Origin of the sequence: Rhodoferax aquaticus, assembly GCF_006974105.1 — a bacterium.
In the GTDB taxonomy this organism is placed as follows: Bacteria; Pseudomonadota; Gammaproteobacteria; order Burkholderiales; family Burkholderiaceae_C; genus Allorhodoferax; species Allorhodoferax aquaticus_A.
The window spans coordinates 1985605-2011246 of sequence record NZ_CP036282.1 but is presented as its reverse complement, the minus strand read 5'-3'; the positions used below and the strand labels follow the sequence as shown (position 1 = coordinate 2011246).

At 55.6% G+C, this 25642-nt stretch carries 25 protein-coding genes and 1 tRNA gene; 13 read left to right on the top strand and 13 right to left on the bottom strand.

The features are described from left to right. Positions 1 to 51 precede the first annotated feature (51 nt). From EXZ61_RS09415 to EXZ61_RS09390, 6 genes are all read right to left on the bottom strand, one after another. Entirely contained in the window at positions 52 to 1020 is a 969-nt protein-coding gene (locus EXZ61_RS09415; RefSeq protein ID WP_142811213.1) for an ABC transporter permease, read from the bottom strand. Continuing rightward, the gene (locus EXZ61_RS09410) at positions 1013 to 2161 is read right to left on the bottom strand and encodes an ABC transporter permease (RefSeq protein WP_142811212.1); all 1149 of its coding nucleotides are present in this window, start codon (positions 2159 to 2161) and stop codon (positions 1013 to 1015) included. Before EXZ61_RS09410 ends, EXZ61_RS09415 begins: the two co-directional genes overlap by 8 nt. After that, a complete protein-coding gene (locus EXZ61_RS09405; RefSeq protein WP_237219137.1) occupies positions 2161 to 3711 on the bottom strand; it encodes an ABC transporter ATP-binding protein in 1551 nt (516 codons plus the stop codon). The genes EXZ61_RS09410 and EXZ61_RS09405 overlap by 1 nt, the downstream gene beginning before the upstream one ends. A gap of 129 nt (positions 3712 to 3840) precedes the next feature. After that, the gene (locus tag EXZ61_RS09400) at positions 3841 to 4812 is read right to left on the bottom strand and encodes a BMP family lipoprotein (protein ID WP_425353625.1); all 972 of its coding nucleotides are present in this window, start codon (positions 4810 to 4812) and stop codon (positions 3841 to 3843) included. Positions 4813 to 5001: 189 nt separating this feature from the next. Continuing rightward, positions 5002 to 5928 carry a pseudouridine-5'-phosphate glycosidase gene (locus EXZ61_RS09395; protein WP_142811208.1) on the bottom strand — a complete coding sequence of 309 codons (927 nt, stop codon included), beginning with the start codon at positions 5926 to 5928 and terminating at the stop codon, positions 5002 to 5004. Positions 5929 to 5955: 27 nt separating this feature from the next. Then, the gene (locus tag EXZ61_RS09390; protein ID WP_142811206.1) at positions 5956 to 6948 is read right to left on the bottom strand and encodes a PfkB family carbohydrate kinase; all 993 of its coding nucleotides are present in this window, start codon (positions 6946 to 6948) and stop codon (positions 5956 to 5958) included. 74 nt (positions 6949 to 7022) lie between these two features. Here EXZ61_RS09390 and EXZ61_RS09385 point away from each other — a divergent pair, with 74 nt between their 5' ends. The 12 genes from EXZ61_RS09385 (at position 7023) to EXZ61_RS09330 (ending at position 18140) form a co-directional block, all read left to right on the top strand. Beyond that, positions 7023 to 7955, top strand: coding sequence for a ribokinase (locus EXZ61_RS09385; RefSeq protein WP_142811205.1), 933 nt, complete (start codon positions 7023 to 7025; stop codon positions 7953 to 7955). Between the two features lie 23 nt (positions 7956 to 7978). Continuing rightward, entirely contained in the window at positions 7979 to 8974 is a 996-nt protein-coding gene (locus EXZ61_RS09380) for a nucleoside hydrolase (RefSeq protein WP_142811203.1), read from the top strand. A gap of 3 nt (positions 8975 to 8977) precedes the next feature. Further along, the gene (locus EXZ61_RS09375; RefSeq protein WP_142811201.1) at positions 8978 to 9823 is read left to right on the top strand and encodes a 2OG-Fe(II) oxygenase family protein; all 846 of its coding nucleotides are present in this window, start codon (positions 8978 to 8980) and stop codon (positions 9821 to 9823) included. Positions 9824 to 10070: 247 nt separating this feature from the next. Next, complete coding sequence (locus EXZ61_RS09370; protein WP_142811199.1) at positions 10071 to 10862, top strand: sulfite exporter TauE/SafE family protein; 792 nt, start codon at positions 10071 to 10073, stop codon at positions 10860 to 10862. A gap of 11 nt (positions 10863 to 10873) precedes the next feature. Further along, positions 10874 to 12691, top strand: a complete 1818-nt coding sequence (locus EXZ61_RS09365) for a nitrite/sulfite reductase (protein ID WP_142811197.1) — start codon at positions 10874 to 10876, stop codon at positions 12689 to 12691. 30 nt (positions 12692 to 12721) lie between these two features. After that, entirely contained in the window at positions 12722 to 13111 is a 390-nt protein-coding gene (locus EXZ61_RS09360) for a DUF934 domain-containing protein (protein ID WP_142811195.1), read from the top strand. Continuing rightward, the gene (locus tag EXZ61_RS09355; RefSeq protein ID WP_425353617.1) at positions 13108 to 13920 is read left to right on the top strand and encodes a phosphoadenylyl-sulfate reductase; all 813 of its coding nucleotides are present in this window, start codon (positions 13108 to 13110) and stop codon (positions 13918 to 13920) included. Before EXZ61_RS09360 ends, EXZ61_RS09355 begins: the two co-directional genes overlap by 4 nt. Continuing rightward, positions 13917 to 14849 carry a sulfate adenylyltransferase subunit CysD gene (gene cysD / locus EXZ61_RS09350; protein WP_142811193.1) on the top strand — a complete coding sequence of 311 codons (933 nt, stop codon included), beginning with the start codon at positions 13917 to 13919 and terminating at the stop codon, positions 14847 to 14849. The genes EXZ61_RS09355 and cysD overlap by 4 nt, the downstream gene beginning before the upstream one ends. Positions 14850 to 14978: 129 nt before the next feature. Then, positions 14979 to 16355: a sulfate adenylyltransferase subunit 1 gene (locus EXZ61_RS09345; RefSeq protein ID WP_142811191.1), complete on the top strand. Its 1377-nt coding sequence runs from the start codon at positions 14979 to 14981 to the stop codon at positions 16353 to 16355. Between the two features lie 144 nt (positions 16356 to 16499). Next, complete coding sequence (gene fdxA, locus EXZ61_RS09340) at positions 16500 to 16829, top strand: ferredoxin FdxA (protein ID WP_142811189.1); 330 nt, start codon at positions 16500 to 16502, stop codon at positions 16827 to 16829. A 15-nt stretch (positions 16830 to 16844) separates the two neighbouring features. Then, positions 16845 to 17945: an NAD(P)/FAD-dependent oxidoreductase gene (locus EXZ61_RS09335; RefSeq protein WP_142811187.1), complete on the top strand. Its 1101-nt coding sequence runs from the start codon at positions 16845 to 16847 to the stop codon at positions 17943 to 17945. 119 nt (positions 17946 to 18064) lie between these two features. Beyond that, positions 18065 to 18140: transfer RNA gene (locus EXZ61_RS09330), tRNA-Asn, on the top strand. A 199-nt stretch (positions 18141 to 18339) separates the two neighbouring features. On the opposite strand, the gene phoR is transcribed toward EXZ61_RS09330, so the two are convergent. The 7 genes from phoR to pstS all read right to left on the bottom strand — a co-directional run bounded on the left by phoR (position 18340) and on the right by pstS (position 24909). Continuing rightward, entirely contained in the window at positions 18340 to 19671 is a 1332-nt protein-coding gene (gene phoR / locus EXZ61_RS09325; RefSeq protein WP_142811185.1) for a phosphate regulon sensor histidine kinase PhoR, read from the bottom strand. 22 nt (positions 19672 to 19693) lie between these two features. Then, complete coding sequence (gene phoB, locus EXZ61_RS09320) at positions 19694 to 20419, bottom strand: phosphate regulon transcriptional regulator PhoB (protein WP_142811183.1); 726 nt, start codon at positions 20417 to 20419, stop codon at positions 19694 to 19696. Then, positions 20416 to 21117, bottom strand: a complete 702-nt coding sequence (phoU, locus tag EXZ61_RS09315) for a phosphate signaling complex protein PhoU (protein ID WP_142811181.1) — start codon at positions 21115 to 21117, stop codon at positions 20416 to 20418. The genes phoB and phoU overlap by 4 nt, the downstream gene beginning before the upstream one ends. Before the next feature lie 8 nt (positions 21118 to 21125). Next, the gene (gene pstB, locus EXZ61_RS09310; RefSeq protein ID WP_142811179.1) at positions 21126 to 21905 is read right to left on the bottom strand and encodes a phosphate ABC transporter ATP-binding protein PstB; all 780 of its coding nucleotides are present in this window, start codon (positions 21903 to 21905) and stop codon (positions 21126 to 21128) included. Positions 21906 to 21940: 35 nt separating this feature from the next. After that, positions 21941 to 22798, bottom strand: coding sequence for a phosphate ABC transporter permease PstA (gene pstA / locus EXZ61_RS09305; protein ID WP_142811177.1), 858 nt, complete (start codon positions 22796 to 22798; stop codon positions 21941 to 21943). After that, the gene (pstC, locus tag EXZ61_RS09300) at positions 22795 to 23760 is read right to left on the bottom strand and encodes a phosphate ABC transporter permease subunit PstC (RefSeq protein WP_237219136.1); all 966 of its coding nucleotides are present in this window, start codon (positions 23758 to 23760) and stop codon (positions 22795 to 22797) included. Before pstC ends, pstA begins: the two co-directional genes overlap by 4 nt. A 105-nt stretch (positions 23761 to 23865) precedes the next feature. Further along, positions 23866 to 24909 carry a phosphate ABC transporter substrate-binding protein PstS gene (pstS, locus tag EXZ61_RS09295; protein WP_142811173.1) on the bottom strand — a complete coding sequence of 348 codons (1044 nt, stop codon included), beginning with the start codon at positions 24907 to 24909 and terminating at the stop codon, positions 23866 to 23868. A gap of 204 nt (positions 24910 to 25113) precedes the next feature. On the opposite strand from pstS, the gene EXZ61_RS09290 reads away from it, so the two are divergent. Further along, positions 25114 to 25617, top strand: coding sequence for a fasciclin domain-containing protein (locus tag EXZ61_RS09290; RefSeq protein WP_142811171.1), 504 nt, complete (start codon positions 25114 to 25116; stop codon positions 25615 to 25617). Positions 25618 to 25642: the final 25 nt, after the last annotated feature.

Sequence of the window (25642 nt, the reverse complement as noted above, 5' to 3'; positions counted from 1 at the left end):
CGAATGCCAAGTAAGGTCCATACCGCAACTCACTTGACATTCATCCGCGATTCAGCGCTCTTTTGAGTAAGGCCTGCCCAATGCTTGAGGCGCTACGGCCTTGCCAATAAATCCTGCAAGCAGAACCACCGTCATTACGTAAGGTAAGGCCTGAATCACCTGCACCGGAACCTCACCAAACATGGGCAAATGAACTCCTTGCATTCGGATTGCTGCCGCATCCAAAAAACCAAAAAGCAGACAGGCCCAAAGTGCCCCCTTTGGATTCCAGCGCCCAAAAATCAGTGCGGCCAAGGCCATGAATCCCCGGCCAGCCGTCATGTTGGCTGAAAAATTAGCGCTTTGTGCCAGCACCAAGTAGCTACCTGCTAACCCACACAGCATCCCATTCAATGTCAACGCCGTGTAGCGAAGCCTAGTCACAGAAACGCCAGCTGCATCGACCATTTGCGGATTTTCTCCAACCGCTCGCAACCTCAAGCCAAACCGTGTGCGGTACATGAGCCACCACACAGCAGGAACAAGTGCCAACGCAAGGTAGACGAGCAAGTTGTGGCTCAAAAGTCCGTTACCCAAGATGGCCCCTACATAGGGAATGTCTTTCATACCCTCTACAGCAGACGGGAAGAGCGGCTGAATGCGCACCGAAGTGGCCACTGGCGGCGTCTGCCCGCCTTGCGAAAACCAAGCGATACCTAACACCATGGTCAGCCCGGCTGCGATGATGTTAATAGCCACACCTGAGATCACCTGATCACCTTTATGACTCACGCAGGCCAATCCGTGCATCCAAGACAAAGAAATAGCAATACCCATTGCGCAAAGGACAGCGACATAGGTAGATTGGTAAACGGCACCTGCTGCACCGGCCGCAAAAGCAGCAAACAACATTTTGCCCTCCAACCCGAGGTCAACAACCCCTGAACGCTCGGACAAAAGTCCAGCCAAGGCGCACAAGATAAGGGGTGTGGAAACTCGAAGGGTGGATGCCAACAAGGCACCAATCAATGCATCATCCATGGCTGGCTCCCGTGTTTGCTGCCTTCGCAGAGCCTTTTGGCAAAAGTCGCATGATCATTGATAACACCCACGCCAAGATAGGCGCAATGACATACACCATGGCACCTGAAAACAAAACGATAAACCCTTGCACCATCACTACCATGTCTCGGCTAAAACCGGGCACATCAAAAGCAACCTCTGCCCCGCCTTGAAACAAAGCACCAAACAAAACGCTGGCGAGCACGATGCCCACGGGATGATTTCGCCCCATAAGTGCCACTGCAATGCCAGTAAAGCCTGCCCCACTAACAAATTCCAACAACAGACGCCCGTTAACGCCGGCAATTTCATTCATCCCAACCATGCCGGCCAGTGCACCAGAAATAGCCATTGAAACCATCACCTGCTGCTTGGAACGTATACCGGCATACTCCGCAGCACTTGGACTTGAACCCACGGCGCGCAAGTGATAACCGGCCCGGGTGTGCCACAAGAACAAGTACACCCCCACACATGCAATCAGGGCAAGAACCAAACTAATGTTCAGAGGTGAGTCTGCCCAAGTAACGCCAAACCAGCCCATGGCGTCATGCATGCTTGGAAGTTTTGCCGACTCCGCAAATGCTGCACTTTCCACAGACATCGACCCTGCTGGTCGTAAATGATTAACCAGCAAATACACCAAGAGGCTACTCGCAATGAAGTTGAACATGATGGTGGTAATCACGATGTGACTGCCTCTGTATGCCTGAAGGTATGCTGGTACGGCCGCCCACACCATGCCAAACAAAGCGCCACACAACAGCATCAGTGGCAGCATGAGCCAGGCCGGCAGAACTGGCGAAAGCCATAGAGCAACCAAACCCGTGCCTAAGCCACCCAGTATTGCCTGCCCCTCACCACCGATATTGAACAGGCCGCCATGGTACGCAACCGATACAGCTAAACCGGTAAAGACAAACGTAGTGGCGTAGTACAAGGTATAGCTCAGTCCACGTTGTGAACCAAAAGCACCATGAATCAAGACAGAAATAACTTCCATCGGATTCTGGCCAATCAATGCAACGACCCCCGCAGCTGCTAGCAGCGCCACCCCCAAACAAACTATGGGAAGAAGCACTAGGTCTGCCCACCTAGGCAGTGTGTTCGCGGCATTCATCAGTGCCCCCCTGTCATCAACATACCAATGCCAGTTTCCGTACAGTCGGCAATGGCCAACTCGCCCGCTACCCGCCCTTGATTCATCACAATCACCCTATCTGACAACGCCAAAATTTCATCCAACTCACTAGAAACGACCAGCACGGCACAGCCCCCGTCACGCATTTGCCGGAGCTGCGAATAGATAAACTCAATAGCCCCAATATCGACTCCCCGCGTGGGCTGACCCACTAGCAAGACCTTGGGTTGCTGCCCCAACTCCCGTGCCAACACGAGTTTTTGTTGGTTGCCGCCGGAAAACTTACTGCTGCCCAGTTTTGTATCTCGCGGACGGACGTCAAATTTCTCCATCATGGATGCCGTTGCATTGCGCATGCCGTTGTGATTCATCCAACCAAACATAGCGTAATCACGGCGACCGTCATATCCCAAGACGGCGGACTCCCAAGCCGCGAACTCCATCACAAGCGCACGCGCGTGGCGGTCTTCCGGCACATGGGCTAGACCCAACTCTCGCGCTTGCAATGGATTTAGCCAAGACTGGGCATTGAAACTTTGACCACAAACTTTCAGCGCCCCATCTTTGGGCGTTAGCAAGCCTGACAAGACATCCAACAACTCACTCTGCCCGTTGCCAGAAACACCGGCGATACCTACGATTTCCCCTGCACGTAAAGTCAAATCGATGTTGTCGAGCCGAACTACGCCCAAGTTGTCTCGCACTGTGATGCCCTTGGCGATTAGTAGCTCGGCACCCGGCTGCTTTACATCGCCATCGACTCGGCCCATCTGAACCTTTCGCCCCACCATGGACTCAGCCAGCACTTCAATAGACGCATCTGCGATGGCCAGCTCTTTAACAACACGACCCCCGCGCATCACTGTGACAGAGTCACACAGACGCATCACTTCTTTGAGTTTGTGGGTAATCAACAAAATGGTCGTGCCTTGCTCTCGCAGTACCCGCAACACTCCAAACAAATGTTCGGTTTCCTGGGGTGTTAGCACCGCGGTAGGCTCATCAAGGATCAGAACCTTTGCCCCACGGTAAAGCGCCTTCAAAATCTCAAGACGCTGTCGATCACCAACGGGTAGATCAGCCACCAGAGAATCTAGTTTGACGTGCAAGCCTGTTGCTTGCATGAGAGTTTCGAGCTTGCTTCGAACGGTGCCATCCGCCTTCTGCAAGAGCCAATGTGGCTCAGCTCCAAGCATCACATTCTCTAGCGCAGTTAAGGTATCCACCAGCATGAAGTGCTGATGGACCATGCCTATGCCCAATGCAATCGCATCGTCTGCATTACGAATAAGTACCTGTTTCCCAAACACATCAATCGTGCCGCTGTCACAGGTGTAAAACCCATACAACACCGACATGAGAGTGCTTTTTCCAGCACCGTTTTCGCCAACAATTCCATGAACAGTCCCACTTTGGATGTTCAAATTCACGTCAACGTTGGCAGCAACCGCGCCGAACCGTTTGTTGATACCGACCATGCGCACGGCTAGCGTGGCGTCTTGTTTTGACGTGGTGTTTTCTAAACTCAAAGTCCACCCCTCAATGGTTCACTTTCAAAGAAGCTAAAAACCCGCTGCACATGACGCACAGCGGGCTCAATTGCATGTGAGCTGCCTATTGCTTACACAAGCCTAGACAGCTTTTGGGCAACACTTACCTTAGATTTTGCAAGCGTTGTCAGCCATGAAGTCGGCAACTTTGATTTTGCCGCTAATAATGCCTGCCTTAGCCGCATCAAGCTTCTTCTTCATGTCGGCAGTCACCAGTTTTGCGTTGTTGTCGTCGATAGCATAATCAACACCGCCTTCTTTCAAGCCCAAGACGGACATACCAGGTTTGTGTGCCTTAGCGACGTTGTAAACAGCCACATCCACACGCTTCAGCATAGAGGTCAACATAGTGCCTGGCTGGATGTGGTTTTGATTGCTGTCAACACCAATCGCCAATTTACCATTGTCTTTTGCCGCTTGGTAAACGCCAATACCAGTCCCACCTGCTGCGGCAAACACAACATCCACGCCTTGTGAGAACTGTGCTTTGGCCAACTCACCACCACGTGCTGGGTCGTTCCAAGCTGCACCTGTTGTGCCAGTCATGTTGCCAATCATTTCGGCCTTGGGGTTGATGTACAAAGCACCTTGCTTGTAGCCGCACTCAAACTTGCGAATCAAAGGAATGTCCATTCCGCCCACAAAACCCACTTTGCCGGTTTTGCTGGCCATGGCAGCCATAGCACCTACCAAGAAGCTGCCTTCTTGCTCTTTAAACACCACAGATTGCACATTAGGCAAATCCACCACCATATCGACAATCGCAAAGTTCAGCTTAGGGAACTCTTTTGCGATTTTTTCAATGCTGGAAGCTTGGCCAAAACCAATACCGATGATAGGGCTCGCACCTTTTTCAGCCATACGACGAATCGCTTGCTCACGCTGAGATTCATTGGTGATCTCAAACGACAAATAAGTCTTCCCGGTTTCCTTCTTCCACTTTTCCATACCGGTGAAAGCAGCTTCGTTGAAAGACTTGTCAAATTTACCACCCATGTCAAACACAACCGCTGGCTCAGCCATGGCGTGGAAGCTGGCCATCAAAGCAGCAGCCAAAAGTCCCAAACGCGCTGTGGTCATCATTTTCATAATTTCTCTCTATTCAATAGAAGGTTAAAGACTAACAAATACAAACTATTCACATCGATCTACACTGCATGTGGACACGCCGATATCGATAACGTAGCAGAAGCATACGCTGCCCCGCAAGTGGGTTATATCAGGGCTTATCCGTAGATATAAGCCTTCCCATATAAACCCTATCACCAATCACTGACTTAGCTGTCGCAATTCTGAGGCTATGGCACAAGCGAGTCGCGCATTGTTCAGCACCAACTGAATGTTAGCGGCCAAACTATCTCCCCCCGTCAAATCGCATACCCGTGCAAGCAAAAATGGTGTCGACTCTTTGCCGCCAACGCCTTGTTGCTGTGCTTCAAGCAACGCTTGCTCTATCGCTGAATCAATGACCGCCCGGGGCATTGCAAACTCCTCTGGTATCGGATTAGCAATCACCATGCCACCTTTGAGGTTCATCGCCCATTTGGCGTGCAGGACTTTGGCAATTTCGAGAGAGCTATCTAATCGGTAATCAACAGAGAACGCACTGTCTTGCGTGAAGAAAGCTGGCAACTTGTGGGTGCGGTAGCCCACCACCGGCACGCCGTGGGTTTCTAGGTATTCCAAGGTCAAGCCCAAATCCAAGATCGACTTGGCACCTGCACACACCACTGCGACAGGCGTTTGCGCCAACTCTTGCAAATCTGCCGACACGTCAAAGCTTTGCTGCGCATTGCGGTGCACGCCACCGATACCGCCGGTTGCAAACACTGAAATTCCAGCCATAGCAGCAATCACCATCGTAGACGCTACGGTTGTTGCGCCGGTTGTGCCCGCTGCCACGATGAACGGAATATCACGGCGGCTTACCTTGACCACATCACGGCCGCCGCGCCCCAGCGCTTCAATGTGTTCTGTACTCAGCCCCGCTTTAAGGCGCCCATCCACGATAGCAATGGTTGCGGGAACCGCCCCATGGGCACGCACTTCAGCCTCCACCTGCATTGCGGTGGCTACGTTTTGGGGGTACGGCATGCCATGAGAGATGATGGTTGATTCCAGCGCCACGATGGGCAAGCCATGGTTCAAGGCATGTTGAACTTCCGGCGAAATGTCGAGGTAAGAGGTGTGACTCATGGTGTTTTCCAAAAATACTGTTAATGGTTATTGGGGCGTCAAGCGGCTTTGCACCGCTTGACTAGAAAGTTGCGGGGAGTTGGCCAAGGCGCATTCCAAGGTGAGTTCTGCGCATGCCATACCGTAGTCCACACTGCGTCCTAGGGTGTATTCAAGCAAATAGGACTTCACCAGGCCCGCCATCAAAGCGTCGCCCGCGCCAGACGTGTTCACCACCTCAACGGCATGGGCAGGCCGTTGACCAAGCTGCCCCTGCGCATCGCACCAGCATACGCCCTGCTCGCCCAAGCTAATCACCACGTGGGTGACCCCGCGGACATGCAAGTCAAGGGCAGCCAGCTTCGCGTCATCCAAGGTCTGAATGTCTCGTCCGGTCAAGGCGGCGGCCTCAAGCCCGTTTGCTTTCAAGGTATGCACTTTGTGGAGCCAAGCTTGTGCACGCACGCATTTGGTGACCGATACCGCTTCCAAAAACAAAGGCGCTGCGATGTCACTATTCAACAAACTTGCTAAACAATCCACTGGCAAATTGCAGTCCACCACTACAGCAGCGGCGTGGGCTAACAACTCATGATGCTGACCAAGCCACTCTGGGGTCAAGGCTTCGATGATGCCCATGTCATTCACCGCCACATCCATGTCTCCGCTGGGGCCATGCAGAGACAGATAGGTCGCAGTGCGGTGGCCGGGCAAAACCGACACACTGTCCATGTTGACCCCTGCTTGGCGACTTGCGTCCAGCAAAGTCTTGCCAAACACGTCATCGCCCACCGCACTGAGCAGATGCACAGGTGCAGCCAAACGCGCCAGATTTTCCGCAATATTGCGCCCTACCCCGCCAGGAGCGCAAGAAATTTTGCCAGGGGTAGAGTCGTGCACCGCTACGCTAACAGGGGTGCTGGCAATGATGTCCATATTGGCGCCGCCGACCACCACCACATACGGGGCGGCCTGCGACCCTGACCTGCTTTTCCCAGTTAGATCTAGCTGCTTGGCTTGCGAATGAATAGAAGTTGGCATTTATACAAACAGCGTTATTTTGAAATGCAGAAAAAGCTGCAAAATGGTGGGTTAAACGCAAGAAAGAGGATTCAATGATACTTGTGGCCGGATCTGCCAATTTAGACTTTGTCGTTCGCGCAAACCACATTCCAAGCCCGGGAGAAACCGTGCTGGGCCGCGACTTTAAAACATTTCCGGGTGGCAAAGGTGCCAACCAAGCCGTAGCGAGCGCACGCGCTGGTGACGTTAGCACCCATATGCTGTTGGCCCTGGGTGACGACGCATTTGCGCCGCCCATCGAAGCCTCCCTCGCAGACGCTAATGTCAACCTGCACACCGTGCGCAGCACCAATGAACCCACCGGAACGGCGTTTATCTGCGTGTCCGACGACGCAGAAAATGCAATCACTGTGGCCCCTGGCGCCAACCACAGTTTGCGCGCCGAACATTTGCCCGCCTTGGTAGGCTTCAGCCATATTTTGATGCAACTCGAAACCCCATTGGAGACTGTCGCTGCCTACGCGAAAGCTGCAAAGGCCCAATCTGTAACGGTCGCCCTCAATGCAGCGCCTGCCCAAGCCCTGCCTGCAGAACTCTTGCGCAATGTAGACATCTTGATCTTGAATGAAGGCGAGCTTGCGGCTACTACCCAACACCAAGGCAGCATTGCACAGTGCTTGGAACGCATTGATGCCCCCACCGTAGTGGTCACCCTCGGGCACCGTGGATGCTGCGCGCGCCATCTAGGACAAATCTACTTGCAGCCGGCATTTCCAGTCGACCCCGTAGACACCACCGCAGCGGGTGATACTTTCTGCGGCACGCTGGTCGCAGCGCTGAGCCACGGAGCTGCCATGCCAGACGCGTTGCGCCAAGCCAGTGCAGCTGGTGCATTGGCCTGCACCAAATTAGGGGCTCAATCGAGCATCCCTACAGCCCAAGAAGTGGCAACACTGCTGGCAAGCAGTGCGCCTGCCAGCGCAGAAGCGCTAACCGAACTCAAGACCTACTGCGGACTGTCCTAACCCATTCAAAACAAGGCACCACTATGACAATACAAGCCAAATTCAAAGTAATTTACGACACGGACCCGGGTGTTGACGACGCCATGGCTCTGTATTTCGCCTTGGCGCATCCAGACATCGATGTGGTGGGCATCACCACAACGTTTGGCAACGTCACCGTGGAGCAAGCAGCAACCAATGCGCTGTACCTCACGGCCATCGCCAATCGCGAAGTCCCAGTCACTAAGGGCGTACAAACCCCTTGGTACAAAGCACCCGGCACGCCGCCCGACTTCATCCACGGGGGTGATGGTTTGGGCAACTTGCCAAGCCGCGTTGCCACCAGCAACCAGCTGGACCCACGCAGCTCGGCGCAGTTCATCGTGGACATGGCGCGTGCGAATCCCGGTGAAATCACACTGGTGGCCGTAGGCCCCTTGGGCAACCTGGCAACCGCCTTGAAGCTAGAGCCCAATTTGCCCGAACTGGTGCGCGAAGTCATCATCATGGGCGGCACCGTGATTGAACCAGGCAACGTGTCTCCGGTCGCTGAGGCCAACATTTGGAATGACCCCCACGCCGCAGACTTGGTCTTCACAGCGGGCTGGAAACTGACTATGGTGGGCTTGGATGTCACGCACAAAGTGGTCACCGAGCTGGCCTTCTTCAAGAAACTGGCTGAGCACCACAAGCACATTGCTACCGACACGCTGCACCACGCGGTGGAGTTCTATGCGACGTTCTACAGCGGCTTGCACGCCCACTTAGCGCTCAACCCCGGTTGTTTTGCGCATGACTTGCTGGCCTTCATTTACCTGGTCAACCCTGAGTTGTTCACTATTGAGAATGGCCGCGTGCGCGTGGGCACTGAGGGTTTGTCCCAAGGCCAAACCATGATGAATCGGCGCGACTACATCGCCTACCCGCACCCAGGCTGGGGCGCTGAGATTCCGTCTACCCAAGTGTGTATGCAGGTTGACTCTGCAGGCTGCTTGGCAGTCTTTGAAAAAGCCCTCATGTCCAACTGGTTGAAAGCCTAAGCCATGCACTTGCCGATTGTTGATTTCACTAGCCCTACGGCACCACAAGACTTTTGCAAAAGCTTGCACGAAACAGGCTTTGGCGTTCTGAAAAATCACCCTTTGCCACAAGCATTGGTGGAAAGCATTTACGCCGAATGGCTAGGCTTTTTCAAAACTGATGCCAAAAACAAGTACCCCAGCAACTCCGAAACTCACGACGGCTACTTCTCGCCCAGCGTCTCGGAAACTGCCAAAAACCACAGCAAGAAGGACCTCAAAGAGTTCTATCACATCTACCCGAATGGCCGTTACCCAGCCGAGGTGACTGATGCTGCCCAGCGCTACTACGCGCAAGGTGCGGCATTGGCAGCCACACTCTTGGGTTGGGTGGAAGACAACTCCCCCGCTGAGGTGAAGGCGCGTTACTCCATGCCTTTGCCCAAAATGATCGAAGGCAGCGACCACACCCTTTTGCGGGTGCTGCACTATCCACCCTTGCGCGGCGACGAAGAGCCTGGTGCCGTGCGCGCTGCAGCACATGGTGACATCAACTTGCTCACCATCTTGCCTGCCGCCACCGAGCCCGGTTTGCAAGTGCTGGGCAAAGATGAAGCGTGGCACGACGTGCCTTGCGACTTTGGTCTGCTCATCGTCAACATCGGCGACATGCTGGAAGAGGCTTCGGGCCATTACTACCCCAGCACCATTCACCGCGTGCTGAACCCTACAGGTGATGGCGCCAAGAAGTCGCGCATTTCCTTGCCCCTGTTCCTGCACCCACGCCGTGAAGTGGTGCTGTCGGATCGCTACACCGTGGGCAGCTACTTTGACGAGCGCATGGAAGAGTTGCGCGGCAAGAAGTACTAACAGAGCCCCCACGGACCTACGCAGGCCGTTGCTATGCAAAACATAGCTGCCTGCGCAGTGCGGATGTGGGAATGTGGTACTTTTGGCCACCATTACCGCCTACCTTGGCGCAACGGCTAGCCAGGCTTATTCATAGGCACTATCTGCTGTGCACCGCCCCACGCTGCTCCTCTATATTCCCAAATCGCATACCAACATAGCAAAAATATCGTTTTAGTTCTGAAGACAAGGCTCTACAGTGCACCCCATGCACGATTTAGCGTTCGTTTTCGCGGGTTTGTTTGTTGGTTTAGTAGTTGGTCTGACCGGAGTGGGGGGCGGCTCTTTGATGACCCCTATCCTGATTTTTTTCTTTGGCGTGAAACCCTATCTAGCGGTTGGTACCGACTTGCTTTTTGCCGCTTTCACCAAGATGGGCGGCACCGTTAAACTGGCTCGCTCCGGCCATATTGACTGGCCTGTGGTCCTGAACCTTTCCGCAGGCAGCATTCCGGCCGCACTCATCACGCTGTACGTCTTGCACACACTGGGCACCACCAGCCAGACCGTGCAGCACATCATGACCACCACGCTGGGCTTTGCGTTGCTGCTCACCGCAGCTGCCACGCTGTACAAGGCCCTGCGTGGCAAAGCGGGTCCCAAAACCATTGCAGCCGGCGAAGAAGCAGCGGCGGTTCGCCCACGCCACTGGACCCTGCCATTGTTGTTTGGTGCCTTGATCGGCACCTTGGTCACGCTGACATCGGTGGGCGCAGGCGCAATCGGCGTGACCGTGCTGATGCTGCTCTACCCATTGCTACCGCTACCCCGCATCGTTGCGGCGGACATCGCCTATGCCGTGCCTTTAACGCTAGTGGCAGGCATGGGCCACGCATCGTTAGGTACCGTCGATTGGTCTATGCTGGCCAAGTTGTTGGCGGGTTCTATCCCCGGAATTTGGATAGGCTCCCATTTGATGTTCAAAACCCCAGAGCGCGTCATTCGCTCGCTGCTTTCGCTCCTACTGGCCTACGCCGGTCTGAAATTACTTGCTATCTGAACCACTGAACCATGTACCAGTACACCGAATTTGACCGCCAGTTCATCCGCGCCCGCGCGGCCCAGCATCGCGACCAACTGGAGCGCAACCAAGCCGGCACCCTGAGCGACGATGAGTTCCGCCCTCTGCGCTTGCAAAACGGCTGGTACATCCAGCGCTACGCACCCATGCTGCGCGTGGCCGTGCCCTACGGCGAGCTCTCCAGCGCACAGCTCCGCGTGCTGGCCCGCATTGCCCGCGAATACGACCACCCCAGCAAAGAGGTGTTTGACAAGGCCATCGGCACCCAAGCCACCTGGGGCACCACCCACCTACCCGTGGGCTACGGCCACTTCACCACCCGCCAAAACGTGCAGTTCAACTGGATTCCGCTGGCAAAGAGCGCCGACGTGATGGACCTGCTCGCCACCGTGAACATGCACGGCATCCAGACCAGCGGTAACTGCATCCGCAACATCACCAGTGACGAGCTGGCCGGTGTGGCGGTGGATGAGATTGCCGACCCCCGCCCATTTGCCGAAATCATGCGCCAGTGGAGCACGCTGCACCCTGAGTTCGCCTTTCTGCCCCGCAAGTTCAAGATCGCCATCACCGGCGCTACCGAAGACCGCGCTGCGGTGCGTTGGCACGACGTGGGCCTGCACCTGATTAAGAACGATGCCGGCGAGCTAGGCTTTCGCGTGTTTGTGGGCGGCGGCATGGGCCGCACCCCGGTGATCAGCACCGAGATCCGCGCCTTCCTGCCCTGGAACCAGATCATGAATTACCTAGAGGCGGTAGTGCGCGTGTACAACCGCTGGGGCCGCCGCGACAACCTGTACAAGGCACGTATCAAGATTCTGGTGAAGGCCGAAGGCCAGCGCTACATCGACGAGGTGGAGGCCGAGTACGAGCAAATCATCACCCGCGACGGTGCCCCGCACACCATCAGCCAGGCGGAGTTGGACCGCGTTACAGCATGTTTTGTGCCCCCAGCGCTCACCGAACGTGCGCCGGCAGCTACTAAAACTGTAGCAATCCCTGCTGAGCGTCAAAAGGACTACGACCGTTGGCTGCAGCAGAACGTGGCCCCACACAAGAACCCGGCTCTGCGTGCCGTCACCCTGTCGTACAAGCGTCTGGGTCAAGCCCCGGGAGACGCGGATGCCGACCAGCTCGATACCGCAGCCGCCCTGGCCGACGAGTTCTCTGCCGGTGAAACCCGCGTCACCCACGACCAGAACCTGCTGCTACCTTGGGTGCGGTTTGAGGACCTGCCCGCCCTCTGGGTGGCCGCCAGCCACGCTGGCTTGGCCCGCTCTAATGTGCGCCTGCTGACCGACATGATCGCCTGCCCCGGCGGCGATTTCTGTGCACTGGCCAATGCCCGCTCCATCCCGATTGCCGCCCAGATCACCGAGCGCTACCAGGACATGGACGAGCTGCATGACTTGGGCGAGATCGACCTGCATATCAGCGGTTGCATCAACTCCTGCGGCCACCACCACAGCGGCCACATTGGCATCTTGGGCGTGGATAAAGACGGCAAGGAGTGGTACCAGGTGTCCCTGGGCGGCTCGGACGGCTCGGCACTGAGTGGTGACGCAGTCCCCGGCAAGGTCGTGGGCCCCTCCTTCGGTGCGTTAGAGGTGCCCGGCGTGATTGAGGCCGTGCTCGAGACCTTCCGCCAGCAGCGCGTGGGCAGCGAGACCTTTATCGACTGTTTCAAGCGCGTGGGCATGGACCCCTTCAAGGCGGCTGCCAACAGCGCCCGCCTGGCCGACAAGCACGAAGAATTGCACGCCCTGCCCAAGAAAGATGGCTACGCCAAAGACGCCCAAGAAGCCTGAAGCCCCGCACGCTGAAAGAAAGAAAAAACTATGAAATTGATAGCTGCTTCCGCACATTCCACGGGCGCTGAGGACCAGAAAGTCATTGAACTGGCGAACACCGAAGACCCCCGCGCGCTGGACCTCGCAGGCGTGACCCGCATCGACCTGAGCTTTCCCAAGTTCACCGACGGCCGCGCATACAGCCAGGCCTTTTTGCTGCGCCGCCGCTTGGGCTTCACCGGCGAACTGCGCGCCACCGGCGACGTGCTGATCGACCAACTGGTGCAAATGGAACGCACCGGTTTTGACGTGGCCGTGCTGCGCGCTGACCAGAATATCGACTTTGCACAGCGCCAGTTCGACCGCTACCGCGGCTTCTACCAAGGCGATGCAGTCACCGTCAAGCCGCACTTTGCCCGTGAAGGGGAAGCGGTATGAGTGCGGAAACCTCCTCTTTAGGCAACCGCTTTGCGGTGCAAGTGCAGCCTGCGGGCAGCGCCATGGCCCGTAACGCCGAAGCCAGCGGCGAATACATCATCAAGCTCGCCGAAGCCCAAGGCGTGCTGGCCCAGGCAGCAGCCCAATATGCGGGTGTGGATGGCGAGAACGGCAAAGGAGTGGCCACCGTCACCCAAGCGTCCAGCCTGGGCGCAGAGGACGTGGTGATCAGCCACTTGATCAACAGCCTGAAGCTGGACATCGGCATCTTCGTGCTGGAAACCGGTGCCCTGCACAAGGAAACCTTGGACCTGCTGGAGCGCTTCAAGGCGTCCAGCCGCGCTGCGGTAACCGTGTACCAGCCGGTGAGTGAATCGGTGATCCAATTTGTGGACCGCGAAGGCAAGGACGCGATGTACAAGAGCATCGCCCTGCGCAAAGCCTGCTGCGGCATCCGCAAGATGGAACCGCTGGAGCGCGCCCTCAAGGGCAAAGACGCCTGGATCACCGGCCTGCGCCGCGAGCAGTCGGGCGCGCGCGCCGATGTGCCCTTGGTGGACAGCTCTGAGCCCCGCATCAAGATCAACCCTCTGGCCAACTGGACCTGGGGTGATGTCTGGCACTACATCCAAACCAACAAGCTGGACTACAACCCCCTGCACGACCAGTTCTTCCCCAGCATCGGCTGCGAGCCTTGCACCCGCGCCATCAGCCTGGGTGAGGACTTCCGCTCCGGCCGCTGGTGGTGGGAGGACGAAGCTGCCAAAGAGTGCGGCCTGCACGTAAAACATGAAGAAGCCAAAGCATGAACGCCATGACTGAACCCACCCATTTCGACCGCCTCTCCAACCTGCACCTCGACGCGCTGGAAGAGGAAACCATCTTCATTTTGCGTGAGGTGGCAGCTGCGTTTGAGCGCCCCGCCCTGCTGTTCTCGGGCGGCAAAGACTCGCTGGTGATGCTCAAGTGCGCGGAGAAGGCATTTGGCGTCGGCCGCATCCCCTATCCGCTCTTGATGATCGATACCGGTCACAACTTCCATGAAGTGACCGACTTCCGCGACTTCCGCGCCAAGGAACTGGGCGCCGAGCTCATCGTGCGCAGCGTGGAAGACTCCATGGCCCGCGGCACAGTGCGCCTGGCCCACCCCGGCGAGAGCCGCAATGTGCACCAGTCGGTCACGCTGCTGGAAGCCATCGACGAGTTCCGCTTTGACGCGCTGATTGGCGGCGCCCGCCGCGACGAGGAAAAGGCACGCGCCAAAGAGCGCATTTTTTCTCACCGCGACAGCTTCGGCCAATGGCAGCCCAAAGCCCAGCGCCCTGAGCTATGGACGTTGTTCAACACCCGTCTGCAGCCCGGCGAACACTTCCGCGTGTTCCCCATCAGCAACTGGACTGAGCTGGACGTGTGGCAGTACATCGAGCGCGAAAAGATCGCCCTGCCATCGCTGTACTACACCCACAAGCGCGATGTGGTCGAGCGCAAAGGCTTGCTGGTGCCGGTCACCGACCTGACCCCGGCCAAAGAAGGCGAAACGATTGAGAGCCGCGACGTGCGTTTCCGCACCGTGGGCGACATCACCTGCACCTGCCCGGTGGAAAGCTTGGCAGCCAATGCTGCCGACATCGTGATCGAAACGCTGGCGGCTGACGTGAGCGAGCGTGGCGCCACCCGCATGGACGACAAGACTTCGGAGGCTTCCATGGAGAAGCGAAAAAAGGACGGGTACTTCTAGGCGTAACCCGGATCAGGCAGGCAGGGCACTCTGCTGCGTTCGTGTCCCCCGGCCTGCGGCCTCCTCCTTTACCTCACTGCGCAAAGCGCCCTACCTACCCAATCCTAGCCATTACTGCTAGAAAGTCTTATGACAACTGCTACCAAATCAATAGCTGCTCCCGCATATTCCACGGGCGCCAGCAGCACAAATGACACCTCATCCGCCCTGCGCTTCATCACCTGCGGCAGTGTGGACGATGGCAAGAGCACCCTGATCGGCCGCCTGCTGGTGGACAGCAAGGCGGTGCTGCAAGACCAGTTGGCCAACGTCTCCAAGAGCGGCGAGGCTGACCTAGCACTGTTTACCGACGGTCTGAGCGCCGAACGCGAGCAAGGCATCACCATCGACGTGGCCTACCGCTACTTCGCCACCCCCACCCGCAAGTTCATCATTGGCGATGCGCCCGGCCACGAGCAGTACACCCGCAACATGGTCACTGCCGCCAGCAGCGCCCATGCCGCTGTGGTGCTTGTCGACGCGACCAAACTCAAGTGGAATGTGGACGGCTTGGTGGACCTGCTGCCCCAGACCCGCCGCCACAGCTTGCTGGTCAACCTGCTGCGCGTGCCCGGCATCATCTTTGCCGTGAACAAGCTCGACGCCTTGGGTGATGACGCCACCGCGGCGTTTGCCAAGATCAGCGAAGCGCTGCAAGCCTTTGCCCAGCAAGCGGGCATTACGGTGACGGCCACCATCCCCATGTCTGCCCTCAAGGGCCACAACGTGGTGGAGGCCACACCCGACTGGTGCGGCTACCAAGGCCCGAGCCTGCTGGCACTGCTGGAGACACTGCCTGTCACCGCGGCTGAGACCGATGTGCCCTTCGCCTTCCCGGTGCAATGGGTCGAAAAATTCCACAACTCTGCCGACACCTCGCAGGGCCGCCGCGTGTTCTGGGGCCGCGTTGCTACCGGTACCGTGCAGGTGGGCGACACCATCAGCATCCACCCCAGCGGCCAGACCGCCGTGGTGGCCCAAGTGGTGAACCACGCCCGTGTGCCCGGCAGCATTGCCGCAGGCCATGGCGCTGGCATCACGCTGGACCGCGAAGTGGATGTGTCCCGTGGCGACTGGCTGCTGGCACAAGTGACGCCCGCAGCAGACCCGGACGACGAATTCGCGGATACCCCCAAGCCCCGTGCTTTTGCAGAAGCCACCCGCGAGATCAAGGCTACTGTGGCCTGGATGGACGATGAGCCCCTGATTGCTGGTCGCGTGTACCTGGCTTTGCATGGCCACCGCTGGATCAAGGCCAAGGTCAAGCGCATCGTGCACAGCCTGGACATCAACACCCTGCAAGAGCACGACGCGACCGAGATTGCGCCCAACGCCATTGGCCACATCGAGCTCGCTTTGCAAGAGGCGATTACGGCCGTTCCGTACGCGCAAAGCCGTGTGCTGGGCTCGCTGATTCTGGTGGACACCGCCAGCCACAAGACGTCCGGCGCTCTGCTGCTGGGTTAGTCGAAAAGCCACTGTGCCCAAGCGCAGTGGGCCGATCTTTAGGGTTTGTTGAATGCCAAAAGCTTGCTGCGCCCAAATGCCAATAAAATCAAGGGTTAGCGTCGCAGCGCCCTCCCCCTCAACTTTGTTCGTTTAAGACTAAAAATGACCCATACCGTCACCGAAGCCTGCATCAAGTGCAAGTACACCGATTGCGTCGATGTTTGCCCCGTGGATTGCTTTCGCGAAGGCCCTAACTTTCTGACCATCGACCCCGATGAGTGCATCGACTGTGCGGTATGCATCCCTGAGTGCCCTGTCAACGCAATTTACGCAGAAGAAGACGTTCCCAAAGACCAACAGCACATGACAGCGCTCAATGCAGAGTTGGCAAAGCTCTCAAGCTGGAAGAGCATTACCAAGCGCAAGGCTCCCTTACCCGATGCAGAGGAATGGAAAGACCAAGTCAATAAGCTGCAGCATTTGATTCGCTAAGCAGGCCTTTCTCTCATGGAGTCTTTAACGCACTCCGCAGTCATTTTCGATTCATTGGAGGCAGCAGCTTCTATCCAAGAAATCGATGCGCTGATCATTGGTGCAGGCCCTGTGGGCTTGTTCCAAGTTTTTCAGTTGGGGCTACACGAAATCAAGACCCATGTAGTTGACGCACTCCCCTATGCGGGTGGGCAATGCATGGAGCTCTACCCTGACAAGCCAATTTACGATATACCGGCGCTGACCGTCTGCACTGGCAGAGAGCTGACCGAACGACTGCTGCAACAAATTGCGCCGTTTGCTGCGACCTTTCACCTCAATCAATTAGTCAAAACGGTCAACCGCGCGCCTGACGGCAGGCTCCTAGTGGTCACCGACAAAGGCCAGCAGTTTCTGACCAAGACTTTACTCATCGCCGCTGGCGTGGGGGCATTTGTTCCCAGAAAACTCGTCGTGGAAGGCTTGGATCGCTTCGAGGGCTCACAGGTGTTCTACGAACCCCGAGACCACCTTCAACAACTCGGCCCCCACCCGGTCATCCTGGGCGACAGCGAATCCGCACTTCGAGCCGCCATTGCCATTTGCGACGCACAGGCTGCTAGTCCAAATACACCGGCCGTCACGGTGGTACACCGACGCGATAGCCTGTCTGCCGAGCCTGAGACGGTGGACACGTTTCGACGGCTCTGCCATTCAGGTGCAGCGAGGTTTTTGGCGGGCCAAATCACCGGAATGCAAGACGACGGTCGCCTGCTTTCGAGTCTCACGATCGCCCTACCGGATGGCACTGCATCTGAGCTTATCTGCAGCACGCTTGCAGTTTACCTAGGCCTATCTCCCAAGCTGGGACCCATCGCAGAGTGGGGCCTCGATATGGATCGCCGCCAGGTTACGGTCAACCCGGCCACCTTTGCGACGCGTGAACCCGGCATATTTGCGATCGGAGACGTCAATACCTACCCCGGCAAGCGCAAGCTGATTCTGTGCGGATTCCATGAAGCGACGCTGGCCGCCTTCGAGGTAGCGCAACAGGTGTTCCCTCACAAAACCGTTGCCTTGCAATACACGACGACCAGTAGCAAGCTCCATAAAGTGCTTGGCGTGCTTCCGAGTTGATTGTCCTTAGCGCTTTCTTTGGCGTGCCGAGCTATGCGTTAAGGAACAAATAGTTGAATTTTTTTAGCATCTAGCAAAAAACTCCAAAAACAGACGTTATAATTTAGGTCTTGATTCATTCCTCAATAGCTCAGTTGGTAGAGCGCCGGACTGTTAATCCGTAGGTCCCTGGTTCGAGCCCAGGTTGAGGAGCCAAACAAACCCGCAAGGGTACTTGAAAGCCCGCTACTTAAACATAGCGGGCTTTTTCATTGGTTGGTTGAATAGGGCATAGTGCTTAAGTTGCTGACTCAACAAATGGGCAAAAAGGTGATTAAGGGCCGTACTCTTTCGCGACCTCGACCCCAGACTTCACGAGGACCCACCTCACGTGGATCTCCAAGCCATTCAATGCTTACGCAGACATCAAGTCGCGAACGCGGTGCTCAGGAAATGCAATTGCAAAACGGGAGCCTTTGCCCAATTCGCTACTAATGGTCAGCTCAGCTCCGTGGCGTTGCACCACATGCTTGACAATCGCCAAACCTAGTCCGGTACCACCCGTATCGCGGGAGCGGCTGCGATCAACCCTATAGAACCGTTCTGTTAGACGCGCGATGTGCTCAGGTGCGATACCAAGGCCAGTATCTTCTACGCAAAAAAGAGCACCCCCTTCGGCCCTTCTCTTCCAGGTCACGGTAATGGAGCGATCACCTTGTGTGTACCGAACCGCATTACTGATCAAGTTGGACAAGGCACTGTGCAATTCGGTCGCAGTACCAGAGACCTGGCATCCTTCTTCTACATCGAAACTGATGGTCTGGGGGTCTTTCCACAGCAGGCCCGATAAAGCGCGTGCATCATGCTCGCACTGTTCCAGCAGAGTGGACAACGTGACCCACTCTTGCGTCGGCGGCAACGGGCTGCCTTCAAGCCGAGAAAGTGTCAGCAGGTCAGTGACCAAGGTCTGCATGCGATCCGCCTGCTGGGCCATCAAAGCAAGATACTTCTCTCGCTCTTGTTCATTGAGGGGCAGCGACTGCAAAGTCTCAACAAACCCACCCAAAACAGTCAACGGCGTCCGGATTTCGTGCGACACGTTAGCCACGAAATCGCGGCGCATCGCCTCAGCTTGTTCGAGCGCTGTGATGTCTCGTGAAAGCAAAAGACTGCGTCCTTCGCCATAGGAGTGAATATGCACCGACAGCTTGATAGGGTTAGAAGCCGTGCTGCGGCGCCCAGGCACCACAACATCATGCAAAAAATCATGGGCAGCCAAATAGCTTGCCAATACAGGCTCTCTGACCAAATTGCCCAAGTGTTGCAGCATGTCTCTACGGGCATCAAATCCGAAGTGATCGGCGGCCGTTTGATTGAACCACTCAATTCTCCATTCGGAGTCCAGCAGCACCACGCCATTGGGCGATGCTTGCAAGGCAGCCAAAATATCTTGCAGTCGCCCCTCGCTCTCTATGGCCAGCCGATCACGCGCACGCATCAATCTGCGGATGCGGTCTGAAACATCACCCCAAAACCCTGCTTCAAAGGCGGGGTTGCTGAAGTCATCCTTTCGCAACCAGCGCACCAGCCGTGCCCCGCGCAGAGTGTCAATGAGAAACCAAACATAACTGGCAACCAAGCTTGCACAAACAGCGGTGATCACCTCACTGTGAAAGACAGGAAACAACCAGCCCAGGATGGCGGCCAATACTTGGAATAGAAAGAATACAAACAGACGCCAATACATGCAGTTCAGTCAGTGCAAAGGGTCATGCATGCAGCTTGTCACCGGAAGGGATGCTTGTGATGGGTTTTGCGGTCAGTCGGCAACCCGCACCACGGACGGTTTCAACCATCGGCCCGGCCAATAGCAAGGCCTCACGAAGGCGTTTCACGTGGACATCAACCGTGCGCTCTTCAATGTACACGTGGTCACCCCACACCTTGTCTAGCAGTTGCGCCCGGCTATGTACCCGCTCGGCATGCCCCATCAGGTAATGCAAAAGCTTAAATTCTGTGGGACCTAGCTTCAAAGCTTGCTCGTCGAAAGTCACTCGGTGCGTCGATGGGTCCAAGGTCAAAGACCCAATGGTTATGGCCTCCCCCACCTGCTCAGGCACGCGCCTACGAAGCACGGCCCGCACCCTCGCCAACAACTCTTTGGTAGAGAAAGGCTTAGAAATATAGTCATCTGCCCCTGCATCTAAACCAGCCACCCGATCAGACTCATCACCCCGAGCCGTCAGCATGATCAATGGAATCGCCTTCGTGCGGGGGTGTGCACGCCAACGCTTAGCCAAAACCAAGCCACTCTCGCCGGGCAGCATCCAATCGAGCAAGATCAGGTCTGGCAGTGATGCATCGAGCTCGCGCTGGGCGCTGGCACTGTCCATGGCCCACGTCGGGCGAAAACCGTTGTGCCGCAGATTAACAGCGATGAGCTCGGCAATAGCGGGCTCATCCTCTACGATCAACACTGCGGGCATCGTTCTCATTTGACTAATGACTCAATTTTTTCGATGGAAGTGTGGCGAATGTCTTCGCCTTTCACCACATAGATGATGAACTCAGCGATGTTTTTGGCATGGTCACCAATGCGCTCAATGGCTTTGGCCAAGAACAGCAAGTCCAAACTCGGCGAAATCATGCGCGGGTCTTCCATCATGTAAGTGATGAGTTTGCGCACAAAGCCGTCGAATTCTTTGTCAATCAAGTCATCCTCTTTCAGAATGGCTACCGCTGCGCTCACATCCAGGCGGGCAAACGCGTCTAGCGCTTTGTTTAGCAATCCAGAAGCCAAGTCTGCTGCTACGCGCAACTCAAGAGACGGCAAAGAGCGAGGTGCGCCACTGTCAATGATGGAACGCACCATACGGGCGATCTTTTCAGCTTCGTCGCCCACGCGCTCCAAATTGGCGGTGGTCTTAGAAATGGCAATCAGCAATCGCAGATCGCGGGCTGTTGGTTGGCGGCGCGAAATGATGGAAGACAGATCGCGGTCAATCTCGATCTCCATTGCGTTCACACGCGCTTCACGGGCCGTTACTTCATTGGCGACCTCTACGCTGAATTGCGACAGCGCATAGATCGCTTGGCGAATCTGAGATTCCACCAAACCACCCAACTCCATCACTTGGGAAGAGACTGAGGTAAGTTCGCTATCGAACTGGCTCGATAAGTGTTTATCTGGCATAAAAATCCTTAACCAAAACGGCCGGTGATGTAATCTTCAGTTTCTTTGCGCGTAGGTTTGAAGAACATTTGTTCCGTAGACCCAAACTCAACCAAGTCGCCCAAATACATGTAAGCGGTGTAGTCGCTGCAGCGTGCAGCTTGTTGCATATTGTGTGTAACGATCACAACGGTGTAGTCGTCTTTCAATTCGACGATCAGCTCTTCTACTTTAGCGGTCGAAATCGGATCCAAGGCAGAGCATGGCTCATCTAACAGCAACACCTCAGGCTTGATGGCAATACCGCGCGCAATGCACAGACGTTGCTGTTGACCACCGGACAGACTAGACCCGCTCTGGTGCAGCTTATCCTTCACTTCGGTCCACAACGCAGATTTACGCAAAGCCCACTCCACGCGCTCTTCCATATCGCTGGCATTGAGCGACTCAAATAGCTTCACGCCGAAAGCGATGTTGTCGTAAATGGACATAGGGAACGGCGTGGGCTTTTGGAACACCATGCCAACTTTGGCACGCAACAAAGCGACGTCTTCTTTCGATGTCAACAGGTCTTCACCATCGAGCAATACTTGGCCCACTGCGCGCTGCTCTGGATACAGCTCAAACATGCGGTTGAAGATGCGCAGCAAGGTGGACTTGCCACAACCGGAGGGTCCGATGAACGCGGTGACTTTGTTCTCAGGGATGCTGAGGTTGATGTTCTTCAGCGCGTGGAACTTGCCATAGTAGAAGTTCAAGTCTTTGACTGCCAACTTGGTCTTTTCAGGCGCGGTAGGTGTAGAGATCATGGAGTAACTCTTTGATAAATGTGATGTGCTAATACTTAGAATTTGCCCCGGGTCAACACCCGCGCAAGAATATTCAGACCCAGCACTGCAATAGTGATGATCAAAACGCCGGCCCAAGCCAATTGCTGCCAGTTTTCATACGGGCTCATCGCAAACTTGAAGATCACAACTGGCAGGCTTGCCATAGGCTCGCCCAAGTTGCTGGACCAGAACTGGTTGCTCAGTGCGGTGAACAACAGTGGAGCAGTTTCACCAGAGATACGCGCCACGGCCAGCAAGATGCCTGTAATCACGCCAGTGCGGGCAGCTTTCAAGGTAATGCTAAGAATGACTTTCCACTTTGGCGTGCCCAAGGCATAGGCCGCTTCACGCAAGGCACCTGGGATCAACTGCAGCATGTTCTCTGTCGAACGAATCACCACCGGAATCACGAGTAATGACAGCGCGAGTACCCCGGCAATACCTGAGAAGGTTTTGAATCGGGACACCACTACGGCATACACGAACAAACCAATCACGATACTTGGTGCAGACAAAAGAATGTCATTCACAAACCGGGTCACGGAAGCCAGCCACCCTTTGGAGTCGTATTCTGCCAAGTAGATGCCTGCCATAACGCCGATGGGGGTGCCCACAAAAGCGGCCAGTATCACCATCAAGAACGAACCAAACATGGCATTGGCAAGCCCACCAACTTCGTTAGGTGGTGGCGTCATTTGGGTGAGAGTAGCAACGCTCAACCCTGAAATGCCAAGGCGAAGGGTCTCAAAAAGAATCCAGAACAACCACACCAGACCAAACGCCATGGCTGCCAGCGACAAGCCAGTTGCCACAGTATTGATGATTTTTCTGCGTGCGTACTTGTTGGCACGCGCTTGCAAAGTAGCGCTCATGTTTTAGCTCCTTCGCCTTTTTTCAGTTGCGCAAGCAACAGTTTCGACAGTGTCAAGATGACAAAAGTAATGAAGAACAAGACCAAGCCCAGGTACATCAAGGCGGCTTGATGCAGGCCTTCACCCGCCTCAGCAAACTCATTGGCCAAAGCAGATGTGATGCTGTTTGCAGCTTGAAAGAGGCTCAAAGAGTCCAGCTGGTTAAAGTTACCGATCACAAAGGTAACTGCCATGGTTTCGCCAATGGCACGTCCCAAACCCAGCATGATGCCGCCGATAACACCAGCCTTGGTGTAAGGCAAAACGACTTTCGAGACCACTTCCCAAGTCGTAGAGCCCAAAGCGTAAGCAGACTCTTTCAGTAGGGGTGGCGTAACTTCAAACACATCACGCATCACCGAGGCAATGAACGGAATGATCATGATCGCCAAAATAATGCCTGCGGACAAGATACCGATACCGACGGGTGGACCTGACACAAAAGCACCTAGGTAAGGCACCCCAGCCAACATAGTCTGTAGTGGCACTTGCACATAGGTGGCCAGCAAGGGGCCGAACACCAGGAGGCCCCACATGCCGTAAACAATCGAAGGAATAGCAGCCAGCAGTTCAATGGCTGTCCCCAAAGGACGCTTCAGCCAAGAAGGTGACAACTCTGTCAAAAACAAGGCGATCCCAAAACTCACTGGAACTGCAATCAGCAACGCAATCAGCGAGGTTGCAATCGTTCCGTAAATCATGACCAAGCCACCAAACTCTTCTTTCACAGGATCCCAAGCGGTGCTACCTAGGAAAGAGAAGCCATACTTGCTGATGGCAGGCATCGCACTAAGCGTCAAGGATGCCAAGATAGCCAGCAGTAGGCCTAAAGTTGCGAAAGCCGCTCCCTTGGCTAACCATCCAAAGATCAGGTCAGCCATGGGGCCCGAACGGGCTTTTTGTCGTGTAGGTGGTTGGGTCATTGCGCGCAAAGACGAAGTAGAGGTTGAACTTGACGGGGATGCCCCCTGAGCCAGTATAGATGTCATAGGGGGTTTCTCCGCCAAGGCATTCCTGTGCGTAAAAGCTTACTTAGTCCAAATGGACTTGCCGGACGCGTCTTTCACTTCGCCCCACAGCTTTTCGATCGCTGCGACTACTGGCTTAGGCATAGGCACATATTCCAAGTCGATGGCGGTCTTGTCACCATTTTTGTAAGCCCAGTCGAAGAACTTCAGGGTTTCCAAACCGTTGGCGGGCTTATCTTGCTTGGCGTGCATCAAGATAAATGTCGCACCGGAGATAGGCCAAGAATCCTTACCAGGCATGTTGGTAATGATTTGGTTGAATGACTTAGTCCAATCTGCACCCGCTGCAGCGGCTTTAAACGCAGTGTCGTCGGGCGCAACAAAGCTGCCGGAGGCGTTTTGCATCGTTACGAAGCTCAACTTGCTTTGCTTGACGTAGGTGTATTCCACATAACCAATTGAGTTAGGCAGGCGGCTCACAAAGGCTGCAACGCCTTCGTTACCCTTGCCACCCGCACCCACTGGCCAGTTCACGGCAGCACCCTCGCCCACTTTGGCTTTCCACTCCGCATTCACCTTGCTCAAATAGTTGGTAAACAAGAAGGAAGTTCCCGAACCATCAGCACGGCGCACTTGAGCAATGGCAGCATCCGGCAATGCCAATGTGGGGTTCAGCGCCTTGATGGCTGGGTCATTCCAACGCGCTACCTTGCCCAAATAGATGTCACCCAGCACTTGACCGTTCAAACGCAGTTGACCAGGCTCAATACCTTTAACGTTGATCACCGGCACCACACCCAAGATCACGGTAGGAAATTGGATTTGACCTTTGGCCTTCAGGGCTTCGTCCGTCTGTGGAGCATCAGATGCGCCAAAGTCCACTGTCTTGGAGTCGATCTGCTTGATACCACCACCAGAACCGATGGACTGGTAGTTCACCTTGACACCAGTCGCCTTGTTGTAATCAGAGGCCCACTTTGAGTAGACAGGGGCCGGCGCGCTGGCACCAGCACCCGTCAGTTCCTGGGCACTAACGGCACCCACAAAACCCAATGAAGAAGTGATGGCAATTGCAAGAACTGCGCGTTTGAAAGTAAATGTCATCGGATACCCTTGCTTGGTTGGTTGGTTGATCGAGAAACAGATGGGCTGACTTTAAGAAGAATTTATGACATCTTTGTGACTTGGGCAAACAAGCCCCAAATCACCTAGTCTTTTTTTTGACACTCCATTTTCAACTTAGTGTCATTTTTTTGTCATCAAAAATACTTAAGCTCTCGACTTCTCACTGTTCATCTGGAGCCACTCATGACCAAAGACACTCTATTTGCAGCTTCCGCACGACTCATACTGGCAGCCGCCACGGCACTGGCTTTCGCGGGTTGTGCCACGACTTCAGCGCCGGTGAACGTGGGTGCGACCATAGCAAGTGCCCCTAGCCTGAGCACACTCAGCAAATTGGTAGCGAAAGCGGGACTTGGCGAGACCTTGAAGTCCGGCGGCCCCTTCACCGTCTTTGCCCCTTCGGACGAAGCATTCAAGGCAGTCCCAGCCAAAACCTTGGATGAGCTGAGCCAAAACCCTGACAAGCTCAAAGACTTGCTGACCTACCATGTAGTTGCGGCCAAGCTGCTGGCGGCAGACATCAAAAATAGTGACGTCAAAACCCTGCACGGCGCCAACGTCGCCATCGCCAAAGCGGGCGAATTCGTCACTGTGGAAAATGCAGCCGTCACCAAGGCCGACTTGGTGGCAACCAACGGGGTGGTACACATCATTGACACCGTGATGACAGCTCCGGTCAAGAAGTAAATCGACGCGCGTCACAGCGCAGTCA